The following is a 20,390-nucleotide window of genomic DNA, read 5'->3' on the forward strand; positions in this document are numbered from 1 at the left end:
CTATTTTACTATTCGTTATCATCGCTATTTTCTAGTTCAGACATTAAGTCTTTACCTAGGAATGCGAGATCAGTTTTGACCACATGCGGTCTTTGAATTTTTTCAGAAATCTGTACGGCAAGCTTCTCGCCCGAACGACCCATCTTCACACGGTAAGTCGGCAATTCTTCGACAAACATCGTCGCGTGCTCAGGCATGTTCATGGGAATAACGTCACCTGGTCGCAATTCCATCAGATCACGCAATGAAATATCTTGCTCTAGCAAGTTCACTCGAAAGTTAACTGGCACATCCATGATTTCATCACGAAGGGCAGAACTCCAACGAACATCAGTTTCCATTTTGTCGGATTGAACACCCGCATCCAGCAGTTCACGAATCGGCTCAACCATGGAGTAAGGCATCACGACGTGGAAGTCACCACCACCACCATCAACTTCAATGTGGAATGAACTCACAACAATCACTTCTGTTGGGCTCACAATGTTCGCCATACTCGGGTTCACTTCAGAATCTAAGTACTCAAACTCAACCCCCATCACCGGAGACCATGCTTCTTTGTAATCTTCAAACACAATTTTCAGTAATAGCTGAATAATGCGTCTTTCAGTCGGCGTGAATTCACGACCTTCAATCTTGGCGTGAAATCGCCCATCGCCACCAAAAAAGTTTTCTACAAGAATAAATACAAGGCGTGCTTCCATAGTGATCAGCGCCGTACCTTTTAACGGACGGAAACGAACCATGTTCAAACTGGTGGGTACATACAATGTGTTCTGGTACTCACCAAACTTCATCATTTGTACGCCGTTGATCGACACTTCAGCCGTTTTACGCAACATATTAAACAAGCTAATCCGCATATGACGCGCAAATCGCTCGTTAATAAGTTCAAGGGTCGGCATTCGACCACGAACGATTCGATCTTGAGATGAGAAATCGAAATTGATCGCATTGTCATTTTCGGTTTCTAAGACATCTTCAACGTCTTCAACATCATCAACGCCATGCAATAGCGCATCAATTTCGTCTTGGCTTAATAAATCGGTCACAAATTACCTATTGAATTACGAAGTCAGTGAATAACACTTTTTCAATCACAGGCTGGCCAACAGCTTGAGCCAGACTTGCTTTAATATCTTCCGTAGCCTTATTACGCAGTTCCACGCGGCCTGTTGGTGAGCGTAATTGGTCTACCGTTGCCGAAGCGAATGTCGCTAGTAGTGTACTTTCTACCAAGGGGGAGTGGTAACGAGCCAAGTCTTCATTCTTGCTGCCCCGCACCATCAGCTGTGCTTTTATCTGCACTAGGCGATCTTTTTTATCACCTGTCACATTGAATAAGAAAGGCTGAGGAATATTAACATACATAACGGGTTCTGCAGCGACCACTGCACTGGCTGGCTGAGACTGAGACTCAGAGGCACTATCATCGGAGCCTAAGAAAAAGAACAGAGCACCACCTATTCCAAGCAGTAAAACGACTACCGCTATAATGATAATGAGGAGCTTACTCTTCCCTTTGGGTGCATCTTGTTCTTCGGCCATATTTTGCTCTAACTTCCTGTTCTTTCGATTAACTGACGTTTTTTATTAACTAAGTCTTCTTAGCCTGATATTAGGCATAATAACTAATTCCATCACGCTTTGATGCGACATTCAATTCAAGATTGCTGTTGCTATCAAGGTTTTCATCACCTTGGGCATCATTTGTGCGGTTAGAGCCGGATTGTTGCTCACCACTGTTGTAATTATCCTGACCCTGACCCGAACTCTGCTGCTGAACGGACGATTCAGCAAGCTGCATGCCTTGCTGAGCAAGCATCTCTCTCAAGCGAGGTAAGGTTTGTTCAATCACATCTCTCGCCTGTTGATTGCTTACCGTAAAATGCACGTTAGCTACATCATTATTCATCGTCATTCGGATTTTCATCTGACCCAACTCTGGTGGGTCGAGACGGATATCTAAGTTCTTAAGATTCTTAGACATCATCATTTGTACTTTTTCCGCAACCTGCTCGTTTGCTAACTCTTTGGTGAGCTGCAACGGGGCCTGTTGAGCGGCTTGAATTTCAGCTCTTGTTGGTGCTGAACCAACCGTTGCTGCCCCTTGCGTACCCGCCGCAGAAGCAATTTGCTGAGCAAAGGTCGAATCTTTAGAATCTTCTTTAGCCCCAGCTTTACCCAAGCCAGACAATGCAGTGGCACCTGCGCCTGCTTTAAGAAGCGCATCAGTAACACCCGCTTTTGTAGTGGCTGGCGTTGCATTCATCGCTAGGCTTTGTGGCGTTAAGCTAGGGTCTAAGGCTGCTTGTTGTGTTGAAGCTGCATTCCCTTGCTGAGAGGCCAATTGCTGAGCAGCAGCCTGTTGAGCTGCATGCGCATTGTTGGCATTTAGCATTGCCGCTTTATCCGCAAAGGCATTCGTTGCAGATTGAGAAGTCGCCTGCGCTGATACTTGTTGTGAAGCATTCGCTACTGCCGCTGTTGCTGTTGATGCTGCCGCAGCTAAAGCTTTAGTTTCAGCCGAATCCGTCTTGTCCCAATCAATAGCGGCGGGTTCACCGGGAGTGCTGTTCACGTTCGGAGCTTGGCTTAGTAAAGCCGTTGCTTGCTGTTGAACATTGGTTAGTTGTTGATTCAATACTTCTAAGTTAGAGGTTGCTTGAGCCAGCGCAGCTTGCTCATCGACCGTCAACTTAGCGCCGTTTTGTTGCTTTCTCTCCAAACCATCGACAACAGACTGTTCTGATTCGATTTGTCCATTCAATTGATTTAGCGCTTTGGTATGGGCATCAACCTGCTTTGCCAGTTCCATATCCGCTGCTGAGAATTCTTGGCTCTGACCTGCATTAACCGCACTGACCACATTCTTTTGGCTAAGCTCTCGGCTCATACTTACTTCAATTTGTTCTGGGGTAACGCCTTTATCCATCAGCTGGCGAATTTCATCATCGGTCAGTTGAGAAACACCTTTACCACCAGTAAGTACTGCGATCTCAGAATCGACTTCTAAGCCGTTATTTGAGTTTACTGTGTTGGATTGTTTTTTCGATGATTCTGTCACTTCGGCAATAGAACTGCCCGCAACGAAAGCACTCGATACATTGCCTTGATCTTGGTCTGCATTCACTTGTAGATTAGTTTGTTGATTGACTTGCTGAGGCAAGCCTTTGCCGTTTGCAGGCTGATTCAATGTTTTGTTTGCCTTATCCAATTGACCAAGCAATTTGTTGCCTTCATTCATCGCATCACTGGCTTGCGAAGCACCTTGAGCCTGCAACTCTGCAGTTTTATCTTTGGCTTTATTGCCAGTTGAAGCAACCTCAAGTTGATTTCCTTTGGATGGAACCTGCTCTGTAGAACGAGTATCACCTGTCGGTTTCAACGAGTTCTTGTCTTTTGATTGTGGCTCTAATTCAGATGTTTGTTCAGCGCCTACTTTCTTTGTCGCCATTTCTTCAACTGACGACTTATCAGAGCCAGTTGTTACTGAAGCTTGTTTTGCTTGGGCTTCGCTAGAAGCATCTGCGCTCTTAGGTTCAGCTGAATCACCTTGAGCTTCCCCCACCGAGTCACTGTTAGCCTTGTCCTCAGGTACCCCTCCTTCAGCAAAGGTTTGTTTTTCTGTAGATTTTGAGGCGCTTTCCGCGTCTTTCACTGCCGCTTTACTGTCACTTTCTTCAAAGCCAAGCGCTTCTTTAAACGACTCCAAAAAACCTTTTGAGTCGCCGGTTTCATCTACCTTTGAAGAGGCAGAGCCGGAGTCCATCAACGATGATGTTTTGTTGGTAGCTGAATTTGAGGAAAGACTAACGTTCATATATACGAGCTCTATCTACTAGCTTTGCTGTCATAAATTAGACAACAAAAAGAAAGTCGGGTGCTTTTCATGCCTTTGCTGGGCATAACGCGCAATTTTATATAAAACCGAGCAAGAAACATGCCTATTAGTTCTGTTCTTACAATCTGAACGGTAACACCTGCGTCATTCAGGGCTTAGGATCACATCTTCTTTCGGCCATACATCAGCGTCGAGAACTCATCCATTTGCTTTTGTTCTCTTTGATCTTGCAGCTTTACCTTCTCTTTCTGTTTTTTCTCCATCAACCACTCGTAAGATTTACGCTTTTTACGTAGCTCCAACCAGTAGTTTTGGCAGTTGTCGACTTGGTTTTTAAAATGGTGCTCCGCTTCTCTTTGCTTGGAAAGCGTTTCGTCAAGCTGAGTCAAGAAGCGATTCAAGTGACCATACTGGCTCGCAGTTAAGCCAGCTTTACCACGATCGACAAGTTGCTGACAGTAATCAAGCCTGTACTTTTCGATCTGTGCAACCTGATCGTAGTAACCTTGAAGCTCCGAGTTCGCTTTGTTGAGCGCTAATACGGCTTGGTTCTCTTGATCTTTGGCTTGATCGAGTAGAAATTCTAATGCGTTATCCATGAATAACCCTTTTCACCCGCTAACCACCTAATACATGTTTCAACATATTGACACACATGTCGTATGGTACGGTTTCTTTCATCTTCTGCTGCAAGTATTCATCCAACCTTGGCTTCAAGGTAAAGGCACTATCAATAGCTGGATCGGTACCCGGCTTGTAGGCGCCAATCGATACCAAATCTTGGTTTTTACGACAAATAGACAACACTTGTCTGACTGCTTTCGACATCAAAACATGTTCTTCAGTAGTGATTTGAGGCATAACACGACTGACCGATTTCTCTACATCAATCGCAGGATAATGGCCCGCATCGGCCATCTCTCGGGACAACACAATGTGACCATCCAAAATCGCTCGCGATGCATCAGCAATCGGATCTTGCAAATCATCGCCTTCGGTTAACACGGTAAAGAAAGCAGTGATAGAGCCTTGCTCATCATTACCATTACCCGCCCTTTCCACCAGCGCAGGAAGCTTGGCAAATACAGATGGCGGATAACCTTTGGTTGCTGGCGGTTCACCCACAGACAAAGCAATTTCACGTTGTGCTTGAGCAAAACGAGTCAATGAGTCCATAAGTAACAGTACATCTAAGCCTTGGTCACGGAAATATTCCGCTACAGCCAGTGCAGTTTGGCAACCTTTCAATCGCATCAGTGGCGATGAATCCGCAGGAGCAGCGACCACCACAGATCGTTTGCGTCCATCTTCGCCAAGAATCTCTTCAATAAATTCTTTAACTTCTCGTCCACGCTCACCGATTAGACCTACCACCACCACTTGCGCGGTTGTGCCTCGAGTCATCATCCCGAGCGTGACCGACTTACCGACACCGGAACCAGCAAACAGACCAATACGCTGACCTTTTCCTACCGTAAGCAAACCGTTTATGGCCTTCAAGCCGACATCGAGCGGTTCAGAGATAGGTTTTCGAGCTAAAGGGTTGATTGGCTCAGCGTTAAATGAAGCGCGTTGTTCGGTATAAATTGGACCTAACCCATCAAGTGGGTTACCCACCCCGTCGATCACTCGGCCAAGTAATTCCATTCCGACAGGAATGCCACTTTCAGTGGTTACGGGGGTCACACGAGCGCCAGGTAATATCCCAGTGATTTGTTCACTCGGCATCAAAAATAAGTTATCTCCAGAAAAGCCAACCACTTCAGCTTCCATCTGACCAGACATCGTTTCGACTAGGCACAAACTACCGATTGGGGCTTTACAGCCAGTCGCTTCCAGCGTTAGACCCACAACACGTACCAGTTTTCCAGATGCAATCGGTCGCGACTTCAGGCCTTCAACTTTGTATTGGCTAAGACGGTTCGCTAACTCTAGCATTACTCATGCCCTTGATGACGATTTACACCGCAGAAGCTTTGAATCACGTTCTTCACACGTTCTTCCATGCGGTAGTTAACACTCGACTCACCTGCTTCGATTTGAACATCACCACGGTTAAGTGCAGGCTCCGCTACTAACGTCCAATTACGGCAATCCAATTCTGTCTCACCATAAGCAGAGCGAATAATCGCGACGTCTTCAGGGTTAAGCTTCAAGGTGATCGCATGACCCGAGATTGGTAGTGATTCTACTGATTCTTTCACGGTATCTAATATGATTTGTGGGTTGGTTTGTACTTCAACATGAACCACTTCTTTAACCATAATAAGCACCATGTCCACCAGTTGCTTCTCTACTTGAGCGTTCATTAACTCTAATGGTTGAGCAAATTGGTTCGCGAGTCCCATAAAGATGGCTACTTGCTGCTGAATGTATTCCTGACCGGCAGTGACACCTTCGAGTTTACCGGCTTCGTTGCCTTCTTCGTGTCCTGCGGCAAATCCTTCTTCTTTACCCTTTTCGTAACCTTGCTTAAAACCAGCCTCTTGTCCTTGATGAAGCCCTTCTTGATAAGCACCTTGCTTGATCAATTCAATTTGCTCTTCAGTCAGAACCAGTTCTTCATCTTCAATGGCTTCTTCGACCGTCGGCATCCAACCAGGGTCATAGTTAAAGGCGGTTTCTTTGGCTTGTTTATTCACATCAGAGGTGTAGTCAGGCAATCCCCATTTTTGAGGTTGGGCTACCGTATTATCTTCTTCGGGGCGAAGGAAGCCGCGTTTTCTATCACCTGACATATCAGTACCTATCTATGTGTGAGTCAAACTACTTCATAAATTCAAGCAGTTAAACTGAGTTAATCTGTAGTGTGAGATTGGATAAAGAAAAGCCCCAACAGTGTGGGGCTTTGAGATTACTGTATTAAAGGAACTCGTCGGCGCCACCAGACAACATAATTTCGCCACTGTCTGCCATTTTCCTCGCAATACCCAATATCTCTTTCTGAGCCGCTTCCACCTCAGAGACTTTCACCGGCGGCATCGCCTCAATATCGTCTCTCATCATATCAGCAGCACGTTTCGACATGTTCTTGAAGATCTTCTCACGCAGACCATCATCGGCACCTTTAAGTGCTTTTTGTAGAATGTCTTGTGGAACATCACGCAGCAATCGCTGAACACCTTGGTCATCGACTTCAATAAGGTTTTCAAAGACAAACATAAGATCTTGAATCTGTGTTGCCATGTCTTCGTCTTGATCGCGGATTTGATCCATCAAGACACCTTCTACGTTGTTGTCCATGTAGTTCATGATCTCTGCCGCCGCTTTCAGGCCACCAATTTTGGCTGCTTGAGCACCTGCTTGACCCGCAAACTGTTTCTCCATGATTTCGTTCAGTTCAGCAAGTGCCGAAGGTTGGACTTCTTCAAGGTTCGCAATACGCATCATCAAATCCAAGCGCACACGTTCAGGGAACTGCGACAAAATCTCGGCTGACTGGTCAGCTTCCAAGTAGGACAATACGATCGTTTGAATCTGTGGGTGCTCGTTAATGATGATACTTGCCACCTGACGAGGATCCATCCACTTAAGAGAATCCAAGCCTTTAGAACCAGTACCCAGAAGAATCTGGTCAACAAGGTTATTTGCCTTATCTTCACCCAGAGCGGCAACCAACGCATTACGCATGAAGTCTTCGCTACCCATACCAATATTGGTGTACTTTTGAATATCATCCAAGAAAGCACGGTGCACAGCACCTACTTTTTCTTGCGACAAATCGGCAGCACGAGCCATCGCACTACCCACACGTTGAACCTGTTTCGGCTCTAAGTGACGAATAATGCCTGCTGCATCTTCTTCGTTTAAACTCAACAACAAGATCGCAGCGCGTTCATCACCCGAGATTGAGGCGATATCCACACTCGCGACATCAAGCACTTCACCGCCTTCTGCTTGTTGTGGAACAATTTCGTTAGCCATCTGCCATCCAATTCTTAACTACTTGAGCTGCTAGCTCTGGTTCATTCGCTACAAGTGCACGTACTGCTTTCAGCACGTCCTCGTCTTTGTGAAGGTTAGGTAAGTCGATGCTTGAACCAAATTCAAACAGCTCTCCACCTTCGATATCACCACCAATTAAGCTGGTTTCGCCATCGGCGCCAATTGGCATACCGTCAGGGCCGTACATTTGATCATCGTTATCAGCCGCAGGGTTAAGCAGTTTCTTCATAGCAGGGCGAACAAGTACTAGAACAACCACAATAATAACTAACGCACTCGCAAACCAACGGACCCAATCATTAAAGTTTGGATGCTCCCAAATAGGTACGTCAGCCACCACATCAGTGACTTGAGGCGCAAACTGCATGCTCAGTACGTTTAACAAATCGCCACGGGTTTCATCAAAACCAACAGTACCAATCAGCACCTGACGAATCGCATTGATTTCACTTGCTGGGATGGGTGTGTGAACCACTTCACCTGTATCTGGATTCAGTGATTGACGGTCTTTAATCGCAACCGAAACTGTCTGACGATTAACCGTGCCACTCTGTTTACGTTCATGGCTGATGGTTGTATCTAACTCAAAATTTCGGGTCGCTTCTTTGTGAACTGAACCTTGGCCCGTCATTGAACCGTCTTTCATCTGGGCAACATCTTGAGGGATAGAAGCATCTGCTGGTGGCTGATTACTCAAAGCACCAGGAATACCAGCGACAGTATTACCGTTGTTGTAGTCTTCTAATGTATATTCACTTCGAGTTGCTGGTGTATTCGGGTCAAAACGTTTTCTGGTTTGTTCCACAGCGCTAAAGTCGAGCTGAATATCAACCTGAGCGGTATAGTTACCAAACCCAAGAATAGGTATCAGGATAGAGTCAATTTTTTCGCGCAGCGCTTGCTCTTGGTTACGCTCTAACTCATGTTCCTTACGACGTGCTGCAGACATTGGGTCTTGAGAGCCTGAGCTCAACAATCGACCGTGCTGATCAGTCACCGTGATACGTGAGGTTTTCATTCCAGGAACAGCACTCGCCACCATATCCACAACAGAATCCACTTCTTGCTGCTTAAGGTTATTTCCAGTTTTAAGTGTAAGGAATACTGACGCAGAGGCTTCTTGATTGTGACGCACAAAAACACTTTGCTTTGGTAGTGCTAATAAAACCTGAGCTTTACGCACCTGTTTCATCTGTTCAATGGCTTTCGCTAGCTGTCTCTCACGGCTTAACTTAAGGCGTTCTTGTTCTAAACGTTGTGATACACCAAAACCCATGTCTTGCATGAGGATGTCATCACCTGCGTTTCGCTCTTGGTTCAACCCAGCTCGTACCATATTAAGCTTCAGTGAGTTGTACTCACTCGCTGGTACTGAGATAGTATTACCTTCAAGAGAGTACTCGATCTTTTGCAGATCTAAGTAATCCAGAACGGGGATCAATTCTTCAGTTTCGTAAGCGCCTAAAGGACGCATTTCTGGCTCTTTTACCCAGAAAAACAGCATTACAATGAGCGCTACACAAATCGAGATAGAAAGAACCAAGACCACTTGACGAAGTAAATCGAGGTCACCCACAGCCATATCGAACTTTGATGAACTGCGTTCACCTAGATCAGGATTCTGCCCTTCTCCATCAAGATCAGAACTCGCCATGAGGGCGTGGTCGTTGCTATCGCTTACGGTTAAATCTGTTGTTTGACTATTATCTGCCACTATTTAACTACCCAACTTATACCGGCATATTCATCAGCTCTTTGTACGATTCGACCAACTTATTTCTAATTTGGATCGTCGCCTCAAAAGCCACACTAGATTTATTACGAGCAATCATCACGTCAGATAGAGACACGCTTTGGTCTCCACTATCAAAACGAGCTTGAAGATCACCTGAGGTCTTTTGTAATGAGTTCACATTATTGATGGCTTGCGTCAACATGTTGCCAAAATCTGCACCAACCGCTTGCCCTGTTGCTGCAGGACGCGCGCTAGCAGCTTCAACCATCATTGCCTGCATTTCGCCTTGTAAACCATCTATTCTCATCTACTACCTCAGGAGTCAAAATTATGACTGTCTATTTCGCTGTATTATTGACTGAGCAATTAGCGTGCCACACATTATTTTGACTAGACATCGTACTACAACAGTCAGAAAGCTGGCACTACTAATCTATGCTCAGTTTGGGATATCTATTCCAGCATCGCGCATTTTTGCTAACTTATAACGCAATGTGCGTGGACTAATGCCCAACTTTTCAGCCATGTCTTTACGGCGGCCATTACATGCAATCAATGTTTCAAGAATAATCGCATACTCTTGATCTCTAAGTTCATTACCTAACCCTTCGCTGCTGGCAGCCAGTTTATTGATTGGACTCGCTTCAGCTATCGGCTTAATTTCTGGCGCTGCAACATCATTACCTTCCACAATTTGCTGCAGTCCACTTGCATCTTGCCAATCAACACCTTCAAGCAAGATATGCTCACCAGAAATATTGTCTTGCTCGCTCAAGATTAAGGCTCGCTGGATGACATTATCTAGCTCACGAACATTACCCGGCCACGGATAATTGACGAGTTTGTTGATGGCTAGATCCGAAACCGCAGGTACAGGCATACCAAGTTTGGTGCAATGACGCTCAACCAAGTGCTTAGCTAATGGCTCAATATCACCTTTACGCTCACAAAGTGGCGGCCAAGAAATTGGGAACACGTTCAGTCGGTAGTATAAATCTTCACGGAAATTCCCTTCAGAAACATACTGTTTCAGATCTCGGTTACTGGTAGCCAGAACACGCACATCTAACTTGACGCTTTTACGGCTGCCTAAACGTTCCACTTCGCGCTCTTGCAATACACGTAAAAGCTTGGCTTGTAGGCTAAGATCCATTTCACTGATCTCATCCAATAGAATCGTCCCGCCTTGTGCTTGCTCAAATTTACCTGGACAGGCCTGAATAGCGCCAGTAAATGCACCTTTTTCATAACCGAACAGTGTCGCTTCCAACATGTTATCTGGAATCGCGGCACAGTTAATCGCAACAAATGGGCCATCTTTACGACTAGAAGCGTTGTGAATGTAGCGAGACATAACTTCTTTACCCGATCCGCTTGGCCCTAAGATCATGACATTGGCATCGGTTTTTGCGACTTTATCAGCCAACATCATTAATTTGATACTTTTTTCATCGGCCACAATAGCGTCGCCATTATCATCCGACTTAACGGGCGCGTAACGGCTCACCATGTTCAACAATACTTCAGGGGCAAAGGGCTTTGCCATGTAATCAATAGCACCTTCTTTCATTGCCGCCACAGCATCTTCGATGTTGGCATAGGCTGTCATTAACAGTACGGGTAAATTTGGCCAATGCTGCTTGATGTTTCTTAGCAGTGCCAAACCACCCATGCCTGCCATTTGAACGTCAGACACGACAATATCAACGGAGTTAGATTTCAATTTGACCAGAGCATCTTCCGCACAATCCGCTTCCAGCCATTCATAGCCAGCAAGCGCGAGTGTATCAACAAGGGCTTCACGTAGACCTTCATCATCTTCGACGATTAACACTTTGCTTTGAGCCATAGGATTCTCCAGTGTAAATTCAATTAAAACGTATTAGCCTTCGGTTGAAGCGCTTCTTTCGAGCGGTAAGCACATAGTAAAGCATGCGCCATCACCTTCTTCTGATATCAATTCCAATCGGCCTTCATGTGCACGACATACCATTTGTACAACCGCTAAGCCTAAACCTGTACCTTGTGAACGAGTGGTAAAGAATGGTTCCATAATTTTACCTTGAAGCTCTTTCGGTACACCGGGGCCACTGTCTTGTACTGATATCTTAAGTTCACCGTTTACGGGCCTAAAAAAAACATCGATCTGCGATTCTTTACCCGCAATTTGAACCGCGTTCAGAACCAGGTTACTTAGCGCTGAAGCAATAGCGTTGGCATTACCAAACATTTTAGTCTCTTCGCCTTCTACTTCTTGGCAGTAATCAATCTGGTTGGTTTTGAGTGCCGCCTCCACCATCGGGTGAAACTCTGTGATCAATTCAGCCACAGTAAATGGCTTAACCACTTTATTATCACCGCCTTTAGCAAACAACAACATGTCATTCACTTGTTTTTCTAAGTCGTGCAATCTATCCATAAGCTTAGATTGAAAACGTGTCTTTGTTGCTGGTAGTAAGTTTGGTGCGGCAAGGTTTGATGCGTATAACATTGCACTCGAAAGTGGTGTCCGAACCTGATGAGCAAGTGAAGCGACCATTCTTCCTAATGATGACAAGCGCTGAAGGTCACTAACGCGAGATTGTAATAGACGAGTCTCGGTCAGGTCGGTAATCAATATCAGTTGACCTGTCGTAGAAGCCGAAATTGCCAGTCGAACTTTTCGACCATTCTTCAATGAGATCTCGTGACCGTCATCGTCCTTTGGCTCGAAAGCACTTTGAATCACCGAAAACCACTTCTCACCAACCAGTTCAACACCAAGGATACGGTGCGCTTCTGGGTTGGCCTCTCTCACTTCACCATGCGTATCTAACAAGATAACACCAGCAGGCATCACATCGAGCACTTGTTTATAGCGCTCTACTTGTTGCTCTACAGAATCGAGGTGTGATTGATTTTCTGGTTCGTTAGATAGTTGCATGTCAAAAATTTACCTCAAATACTAAAACAGCCTGACACGCACAACACGAGTCAGGCTATTTGCTATATTTATCACATAGTTAAGCAAGCAACAACTCGACTATGCCCTTTCTATTCGCACAATCAAAACTGTTCTTTTAGTAAAAAGAGTCTTAGTTTTGTGTTGCTGAACATTAATCTGTGCTCTAGCGCTGTAGATTATACTTACGCATTTTTTCAACCAAAGTCGTTCTACGCATTCCAAGCATATCAGCCGCACGAGCAACGATACCGCCCTGCGCCTCCAACGCTTGATTAATCATGTTCACTTCCATATCAGCGAGCAGCTCTTTCAAGTTAACCCCTTCTGGCGGTAACTCTTGAGGTGCATTTGCATTGTCGGCAAGTTCATCTTGCAGATCAAAGCTGAAGTCTTCTGAGAACAAGTCGGCTAATGCATCACGCTCCTGCTCTTCTTCAGACACAAAGCTATTAAACTCTGGTTGGAATTCAGGAATATCGCTGTATCGATATTTGGTTGGCAGGTGATTCACATCAACCAAGCTATTTGGATAAAGAATTAGCATTCGTTCAACTAAGTTCGCTAGCTCACGAACGTTACCTGGCCAATAGTGTTCCATTAAAGAATTGATGGCGCGAGGCGTAAAACAGATAGGCATACTACCTTCTGCTTCCATTCTGGTCATCAGCTCTTGAAGTAACAGAGGGATATCTTCTTTGCGATCTTGAAGAGCCGGCATTTCAATTGGGAATACGTTCAAACGATAATAAAGATCTTCACGGAAAGAGTCGGCATCGATCATATCCTCAAGATTACGGTGCGTTGCCGCAATCACTCGAACATCCGCTTGAATGGTATTGTTACCGCCTACACGCTCAAAGCATCGCTCTTGTAACACGCGTAGTAGCTTAACTTGCATCGCCATTGGCATATCGCCAATTTCATCAAGAAATAGTGTGCCACCTTCAGCCAGTTCGAAACGGCCTTTACGTGCGGTAATTGCACCAGTAAACGCCCCTTTCTCGTGACCAAACAGTTCACTTTCGAGCAACTCTGCTGGAATCGCGCCACAATTCACTGGCACAAATGGCCCAGTACGACGCTTAGAATGATAGTGAATATTACGTGCTACGACTTCTTTACCCGTACCCGATTCACCAAGAATCAGCACGTTAGCTTCCGTAGCAGAGACTTGCTCAATTAAGTGACGAACTTCTTGAATGCTAGCGCTTTGCCCAACTAGGCTGCGAAACAGTGTGTTCTTCCGCGCAGAAGACACAACTTGAACGCCTTTACGGCCTAAGAAGTCTTTGCAGTGTCTTAATGCATCACTCAATTGAGGATAATTAAGAGGAAGTTCAAGTTCACCGACAAAGTTAGTAAGCTCGTCTACTGGGTGATTGTTTTTGCCAATCACAAGCAGTGGGATGTGATTCGCATGAACAAGCTTTTCATTCAGTAATGCGTTGAAGCCTTTACCTTTAATTGAGCCGATAATGCAGCCTGCCCACTGAAGTGACCAGTCTACTTTGCGTGCTTGTTCAGAGCTGATAACTTCGCAGCTCTCTCCTACAAACTCTAATATTGTGCTTAAATTGTGACGATCTTGAGCGTTATCGTCGACGACAAGCAGTTTTGCCAAACCTTGCATAAGTAGGAATTATTGCCTTTATTTTGGTGCGATGCGGAAAAACGGTGAGCGACGTAATCAATAAAACAGAGAAACACATCAATGATTATGTTTACGTGGACAAATTTAGGAAATCAGCAACGAAAAAAGCCATTAGGCTATCTAATGGCTTCTATTTTATTTGATTAAAAAAATAAGGCAACCAACCAATTGAAGGATATGAAATTGGTTAGAACTGCAGTTTTTCTTTAAATACCTACGTCAGCAGAGGTCAAGTTGTGATATTCGTTCGGAATTTGGTCCCAAGCGCTCTTAATTTCGCGGATAATATCGATAACATCATCAATAGGCTGTGGGTCATTTTTGTGATTTGCCGCAGAAATTTGCGTGATCATGAACTCATAAAGTTGATCTAGATTTTTTGCAATGTCGCCACCGTCGTCCATAGATAGGCAACTGCGTAGGCTAATGATGATATCTAGAGCCTTACCAAGTCGCTCCCCTTTCACCGGGATGTTGCCCGCTTGCATTGCCGCTTTGCCTTGAATCAAGCGCTCGATAGCGCCCGCCATTAACATTTGCACAATTTTATGCGGTGAAGCAGCCGTTAGCTGACTATCCACTGATACCTTTTTATATGCCTGTAAAGAACCGCGCATAGTAAACCTCTTCTATAAAAACTTTTTGTATTGCTGAACTGATTTAGCACCGTGACGATATTTGTGCAGGGTCTTGCCTACTCTACTCGTCTCAGACTGCATCAATTCGACTAATTTTCTGGTTCTGGTAATGGCTTCAAACCATTCAGAGCTTTGCTTAACGTCGGGGTGTGAGTCGATGAATTGAAGCACGTTTTGCAATAACTGTTCTCTGTTATCGACAAGCTGCGTTATTTCTTCAGCGTTAATTTCGCTAAACTCGAGTTTAGAGATAATTAGTTGATCCAGTTCACAAAGCTCTTGAAGCTGATTGTTCATCTACTAACCTAATGCATTCATCATACTACCCAGCTGAGATTGCATCTTACTGGTTGCATCTTGCATTGCAGTGAACTTAGAGTGCGTGCGACTCTCTAAGCTGTCCATGCGGCGATCCAATGCACCTTGATCATCAGCCAAGCGATAATTTTGCTCAACTAGGCTCTTCTCACGAGTGCGGATAGAGCCGGTGATACCTGTGATACCTTGAATCGCATCTTCCACTTTTTTGGCGAATCCGTTGTTACCACCAAAGAACTCACCTAGCTTGTCAAAGTTATTGTTCAGTTGACGGTCAAGCATGTCGTAGTTTATCTCTAACGAGCCTTGTCTTGTCGTAGTGATACCAAATTCGGTCAAAGATTTTAAGTTATCAGGCGCGCCTTCAATACTTGACGAAAACACACCTTTCAATCGCGAATCAGCGTTACGTACCGTGCTGTCGCCCGAAAGCGGCCCTTTTTGGCCGGTTGTTGGATCAACACCCGCCAAGTTTTTAGAGACTTGATAAAACTGATTATAAGAATTTACGAAAGCTTCTATGTCTTGGCGAACGCTATTACGGTCGTACTCAACACCAATTTCTGCCGGTGGCTTATCTTTCGGTGTTTTTCCCTTCACTGTAATGTCGATACCTTCTACGGCATCTTCAATCACATTGTTGTTACTAGACAGTTGAGCAACGCCATCCAAGACGACCATTGAATCTTGTCCCGCTTGGACCTCAGTCATGCCACTGTATGTATCAAAAGACTCTTGAGCTTGAGCAAGGTCAGCTTGCACTTTATCGACTTGCTCTAAAAGCTCACGCTCTTCAGGTTCTAATTTCGCACGTTCAATTGTTTTGGCTTGCTCAGCGGTCAATTCGCCTTTTTGAACTTTTTCAGCGAGATCGGCTTTTTCTTGTGAAATTTTCTCTTCGATACGCGCTTGCTCAGCTTCTAGCTTTTGCTGGGCTTCTTTTGGTGTCACGTATGAGTCAGTCAGAGTACCCGAGGCAGCATTTGACCACCCTGGCACATCAGGTGCTTTCTCAATCGCTTTTTCATCAAGCTCGAGTTCTGGTGTGTAATAAGAATCTAAAAGGGTACCAGAAGCGGTTTCAGTCCAGCCTGGAATATTGTCTTCAGGCATCACCGATTTAGCAGCTTGAGCTGCATCTAAAGCAGCCTGACCGTCAACTGCGGCTTGCTCACCGTAACTGAGACTTTGAGAGTCTCGGTCAACATCTGAGGTAGAATCGGATTGAGTTGCGGGAATTATGTTTCCGTCTTCATCGAGGTTTTCACTCGCATTTGGGTCATCGTTAGCGATCGCTTCATCGATGATTTCAACCGTTTTTCCTGCAGGGGTTAGAGCAAGAACATCTTGTGCAGCAAGGCGCGCTTTCTCTAGTGCTTTCACGCGCTCTTCTAGAGTTTTATATTCGAGTTTTTTGAGAGGGTTAGCAGCATCAGACTCTACATTAATGCTGATCTGCTGATCTGAACCAGACTGGTTTGAGGCGACAATAAGTCGTGGGCCTTCGACATCATTGATAATAGATGCGCGAACGCCTGGATTGCTATCTGCGCCATTTATGCTGCGAACGACATCGATAAGTTTCGATCTGTCGCCGACTTGCACATCAAAGCTATCATCACCGAGCGAAACCTGCAGCTTACCTGGGCCAAATTTCATGTCTTCTGATAACACATCAGAAGCTACTTTATGGCTCTGGGCAAGCTGCAACACATCGATGGCGTATTTGCCAGCGATCGCTTCAGTAGTCGCTGTTGCAGAAACAAGAGCTTCATCGGTACTTTCGACTGTTCGCACAGCAAAAGCTTTTTCCTGACGAAAATTTGTCATCAGGTTTTTCATCGAATCAAGGGATTCTCTAAGTCTTCCATAGGCACTAATGCTGGTATCAATTCGCGTTCGTTCATTATCGATTCTTTGCTGTTTAGGTACACGCTCAGAATCAACAATTTTGCTGACCATGGAATTGATATCCATGCCAGACGAAATCCCCATTGGGCCAAAACTCATTAAACCACCTCAATAATACGACTTAAACCTTCACCTCAAATATTCTACTATTCGAGTTTTGGGCTGCTAGGCGTCTTAGAATTTCAAGCATTTCTTCATCAGGTATCTGGCGAATAATATCACCGGTTGTGGTCTCATAAATCGTAACCACATCTCTCCCAGATTCTTCATCGACCTTAAAAGCCACACCTTTATTGAGAGAGGAGATAAACTCGTTTACCTTCTCCACCATTTTGACTCGCTCTTCATCATTTAACTCTTGTCGATGTTGAGCTAATTGAATCGCAGCTTCGGTAGCCTCCTCTTTCGATTTATCTACCTTGCCATAAGATGTTGCTTCTTTTAGTCGTGAAATGCTCGACGCACTACTACCTTCATCGCTTGCAAATTTAATGCCATTAGGTGAGCCATAAGGCTGGATGTTCGATGCGTTGGATGGAATTTCCATAACACTCTCCCTCCCTCCTTTATGAGCCAAACAGTAAAACTCTACTTGGGTAGAGTTTACCGCTACTTACCTAAGTAAGTTTAGCCCAATAAGCTTAGAGCTGCTGATGGTGATTGCTTCGCTTGAGCTAGGATGGAAGTACTCGCCTGTTGTAGGATTTGAGACTTCGTCATAGCCGTTGTTTCTTTCGCGTAATCGGTATCTTTGATACGGCTCTTCGATGCATTAACATTTTCGTTGATGTTATCTAAGTTGCTGATCGCGTGATCAAAACGGTTTTGGAAAGCACCAAGAGAAGCTCGGTTACTGTCCACTGATTTCAGAGCGCCATCAATGATCGATACTGCTTCATTTGCACCAGCAACCGATGTTACATCGATGTCGTTAACAGTAACGTCTTTACCAGCACCGATACCTAGCTCACCAGCAAGGCTGCCACCGAACTCTACATCGCCTTCAACTTTTTGGCTTGAAGCGAAAAGTTGCAGTTTGCCGCCTTCACCAACAGACGCTTTGACATCTTGGCTTTGACCGTTGATGTAAGTTGCTAGCTCTTCGATATCGTTGCCTTCTTTCGCAGAAATAGACAACTCTTGTGCTTCGCCAAACTTATCATTGTATTTGATCGTTAAGTCAGCACCAGCACCTACACGCCAAGAAGCATCTTTACCTTCTGTAACACCGTAGCTCTTACCACCCATCTCTTGAGTGTCGGTACGCATGTTGTTCATCGTTAGCATTACTGCTTCACCAGAATCTGCACCGATTTGGAAAGATTGGCTGCCGTAAGTACCGTTAAGAAGCTTGTTACCACCAAAAGAGGTCGTTTCAGCAATACGGTTAAGTTCTGTGTTTAGAGCCGAGACTTCTTCTTGGATCGCAACACGTTCAGATTTGCTGTTTGAACCATTTGAAGATTGAAGAGAAAGGTCACGCATACGTTGCAGAATGTTAGTTGACTCATTCATTGCACCTTCAGCAGTCTGTGCAATTGAGATACCGTCATTCGCGTTTTTCACAGCCATATCTAGACCACGACTTTGCGACGTTAAGCGGTTAGAGATTTGTAGGCCTGCAGCATCATCTTTTGCGCTATTGATTTTATAGCCAGAAGACAAACGCTCCATTGATTTTTGAGTACCTTCAGCCGCGCTATTTAGGTAGCGCTGAGCCGTCATTGCAGACACATTTGTGCTTACATTAATCGCCATAGTTGATCTCCTTTAGGCATTTTTTAATGCACCTATGTGACTCTCACCTCACACAAATACATATCAATTTGTTTATATACCAGTGTCTCTCTCACCTTACATTGGTACATATCATTTCTCTCAATCCCTTTAACGGCCCCTTAATTAGAAGCTTTAATAAAAAATGCATTTTTTTTCGCATTATTTTCAACAACAAAGAAAAGTGTGATCGGGATTCAATGAATAGTGCATTATCCGCTAAAGTTTCGTATCTTCGCTCATTTATAAGTGTCGATTTGCACATAAAAACCAAAGCAGATCCCTGATATCTCGTTCTACTCGATTCTAGGATGACGGCAGATGTCCCATTAATTTATGAACCACTCGTCATTGGTCACTGTGGTAAGTGAGATATTGAACAACGCTTCAATTAAAAAACAGATTCCTGATACCTCGTTCTACTCGGTTCTGGAATGACGACAAATACCTTTGTTCAAACTGAAACATTATGCACTCGGCCAACAGTGCTCATCTCGCAATGCTGTGAAATCATCATCACTCTATCCCCGTCATTCCCTACAGTGAGGAACGAACGTGATAGGGAATCTCGCTTTTACTCCTGTTCACCGACAGCGCACTTTTCCCAAATAACAGGCAATAAAAAACCCAGCCGAAGCTGGGTCTGTTTAGCGCTCATCTCTCACCACGAGCTAATTTGTGGAAACCAAACGTTAACGCATTGGGTCATGGGTCAACGTGGCCTTTCAATCGATTAACCGAGTAGGCTAAGTGCCGAGTTCGGTGCTTGCTTCGCTTGAGCAAGAATCGAGCTTGAAGCTTGAGAAAGGATCTGAGACTTAGTCATCTGAGTCGTTTCTTTCGCAAAATCGGTATCTTTAATACGGCTCTTAGATGCGTTAACGTTCTCGTTAATGTTGTCTAAGTTGCTGATAGCGTGGTCGAAACGGTTTTGGAAAGCACCCAGTTCAGCACGGTGGCTATCTACGTACTTAAGTGCCGCATCAATTACTGCTACAGACTCTTGTGCACCACCCACTGACGTTACGTCGATAGTATCAACCGTTACGTCTTTGCCAGGTTGCATACCAAGCTCACCCGCTAGGCTACCTGAGAACGCCACTTCGCCTTCAACTTTGTTGTTACCAGTAAACATTTGTAGCTTACCGTCTTCAGTTACAGACGCTTTCACAGAATCTTGTTGACCGTTGATGTACGTTGCTAGCTCTTCGATATCGTCACCCGCTTTTGCGTTGATGTCGATTTCTTGCGCTTGGCCGAAGTTGTCGGTGAACGATAGTTTCAGGTCGTTAGAACCCGCTTGAACGTTCCAGTCTTTGTCTTTCGCGTTCTCAGTTTGGTAGCTCTTACCACCCATCTGAGCGTTATCAGAACGCATGTCTTTCAGTTGAAGCATTACCGCTTCACCGTTATCCGCACCGATTTGGAATGATTTAGTACCGTGAGTACCGTTAAGCAGTTTGTTACCACCAAAAGACGTGGTTTCTGCGATACGGTTTAATTCGTCGTTTAGTGCTGTTACTTCTTCTTGAATCGCTACACGCTCAGATTTTGAGTTTGAGCCATTTGAAGATTGTAGAGACAAATCACGCATACGTTGCAGGATGTTCGTCGTCTCATTCATTGCA

Annotated in this window: 18 protein-coding genes; all 18 read right to left on the reverse strand. The window is 44.8% G+C overall.

The window, feature by feature from the left end; translation table 11 throughout:
- Positions 1-8: 8 nt before the first annotated feature.
- The gene (gene fliM / locus L8S15_RS02295; protein WP_010439360.1) at positions 9-1,052 is read right to left on the reverse strand and encodes a flagellar motor switch protein FliM; all 1,044 of its coding nucleotides are present in this window, start codon (positions 1,050-1,052) and stop codon (positions 9-11) included.
- 7 nt (positions 1,053-1,059) lie between these two features.
- Positions 1,060-1,548 (reverse strand): flagellar basal body-associated protein FliL, encoded by a 489-nt coding sequence (gene fliL, locus L8S15_RS02300; protein ID WP_010439358.1) that lies wholly within the window; start codon positions 1,546-1,548, stop codon positions 1,060-1,062.
- Between the two features lie 70 nt (positions 1,549-1,618).
- The gene (locus tag L8S15_RS02305; RefSeq protein ID WP_280571946.1) at positions 1,619-3,823 is read right to left on the reverse strand and encodes a flagellar hook-length control protein FliK; all 2,205 of its coding nucleotides are present in this window, start codon (positions 3,821-3,823) and stop codon (positions 1,619-1,621) included.
- Positions 3,824-4,005: 182 nt separating this feature from the next.
- Positions 4,006-4,443 (reverse strand): flagellar export protein FliJ, encoded by a 438-nt coding sequence (gene fliJ / locus L8S15_RS02310; protein WP_010439339.1) that lies wholly within the window; start codon positions 4,441-4,443, stop codon positions 4,006-4,008.
- 19 nt (positions 4,444-4,462) lie between these two features.
- A complete protein-coding gene (gene fliI / locus L8S15_RS02315) occupies positions 4,463-5,782 on the reverse strand; it encodes a flagellar protein export ATPase FliI (RefSeq protein WP_010439337.1) in 1,320 nt (439 codons plus the stop codon).
- On the reverse strand, positions 5,782-6,582 hold the full coding sequence (gene fliH / locus L8S15_RS02320) for a flagellar assembly protein FliH (protein ID WP_016767056.1): 801 nt from the start codon (positions 6,580-6,582) through the stop codon (positions 5,782-5,784). The genes fliI and fliH overlap by 1 nt, the downstream gene beginning before the upstream one ends.
- A 124-nt stretch (positions 6,583-6,706) precedes the next feature.
- A complete protein-coding gene (fliG, locus tag L8S15_RS02325; protein ID WP_016767055.1) occupies positions 6,707-7,768 on the reverse strand; it encodes a flagellar motor switch protein FliG in 1,062 nt (353 codons plus the stop codon).
- Positions 7,761-9,503 (reverse strand): flagellar basal-body MS-ring/collar protein FliF, encoded by a 1,743-nt coding sequence (fliF, locus tag L8S15_RS02330; protein WP_016784728.1) that lies wholly within the window; start codon positions 9,501-9,503, stop codon positions 7,761-7,763. The genes fliG and fliF overlap by 8 nt, the downstream gene beginning before the upstream one ends.
- 16 nt (positions 9,504-9,519) lie before the next feature.
- Positions 9,520-9,831: a flagellar hook-basal body complex protein FliE gene (fliE, locus tag L8S15_RS02335; protein WP_010439327.1), complete on the reverse strand. Its 312-nt coding sequence runs from the start codon at positions 9,829-9,831 to the stop codon at positions 9,520-9,522.
- A gap of 132 nt (positions 9,832-9,963) precedes the next feature.
- Positions 9,964-11,373, reverse strand: coding sequence for a sigma-54 dependent transcriptional regulator (locus L8S15_RS02340; protein ID WP_010439324.1), 1,410 nt, complete (start codon positions 11,371-11,373; stop codon positions 9,964-9,966).
- 33 nt (positions 11,374-11,406) lie between these two features.
- A complete protein-coding gene (locus L8S15_RS02345) occupies positions 11,407-12,447 on the reverse strand; it encodes an ATP-binding protein (RefSeq protein WP_280571947.1) in 1,041 nt (346 codons plus the stop codon).
- 184 nt (positions 12,448-12,631) lie between these two features.
- Positions 12,632-14,098, reverse strand: coding sequence for a sigma-54 dependent transcriptional regulator (locus tag L8S15_RS02350; RefSeq protein ID WP_280571948.1), 1,467 nt, complete (start codon positions 14,096-14,098; stop codon positions 12,632-12,634).
- Positions 14,099-14,325: 227 nt separating this feature from the next.
- The gene (gene fliS, locus L8S15_RS02355) at positions 14,326-14,736 is read right to left on the reverse strand and encodes a flagellar export chaperone FliS (RefSeq protein ID WP_004736194.1); all 411 of its coding nucleotides are present in this window, start codon (positions 14,734-14,736) and stop codon (positions 14,326-14,328) included.
- A gap of 12 nt (positions 14,737-14,748) precedes the next feature.
- Positions 14,749-15,054 (reverse strand): flagellar protein FliT, encoded by a 306-nt coding sequence (locus L8S15_RS02360; RefSeq protein WP_010439316.1) that lies wholly within the window; start codon positions 15,052-15,054, stop codon positions 14,749-14,751.
- A gap of 3 nt (positions 15,055-15,057) precedes the next feature.
- Positions 15,058-17,085: a flagellar filament capping protein FliD gene (fliD, locus tag L8S15_RS02365; RefSeq protein ID WP_010439314.1), complete on the reverse strand. Its 2,028-nt coding sequence runs from the start codon at positions 17,083-17,085 to the stop codon at positions 15,058-15,060.
- A gap of 22 nt (positions 17,086-17,107) precedes the next feature.
- On the reverse strand, positions 17,108-17,533 hold the full coding sequence (gene flaG / locus L8S15_RS02370) for a flagellar protein FlaG (protein WP_010439312.1): 426 nt from the start codon (positions 17,531-17,533) through the stop codon (positions 17,108-17,110).
- 80 nt (positions 17,534-17,613) lie between these two features.
- Positions 17,614-18,744 (reverse strand): flagellin, encoded by a 1,131-nt coding sequence (locus L8S15_RS02375; RefSeq protein WP_280571949.1) that lies wholly within the window; start codon positions 18,742-18,744, stop codon positions 17,614-17,616.
- A 751-nt stretch (positions 18,745-19,495) separates the two neighbouring features.
- On the reverse strand, positions 19,496-20,390 hold an 895-nt coding region (locus tag L8S15_RS02380; protein WP_280571950.1), incomplete at its 5' end, for a flagellin.

Source organism: Vibrio sp. S/42/10 (genome assembly GCF_029890535.1).
Lineage (GTDB): Bacteria > Pseudomonadota > Gammaproteobacteria > Enterobacterales > Vibrionaceae > Vibrio > Vibrio cyclitrophicus.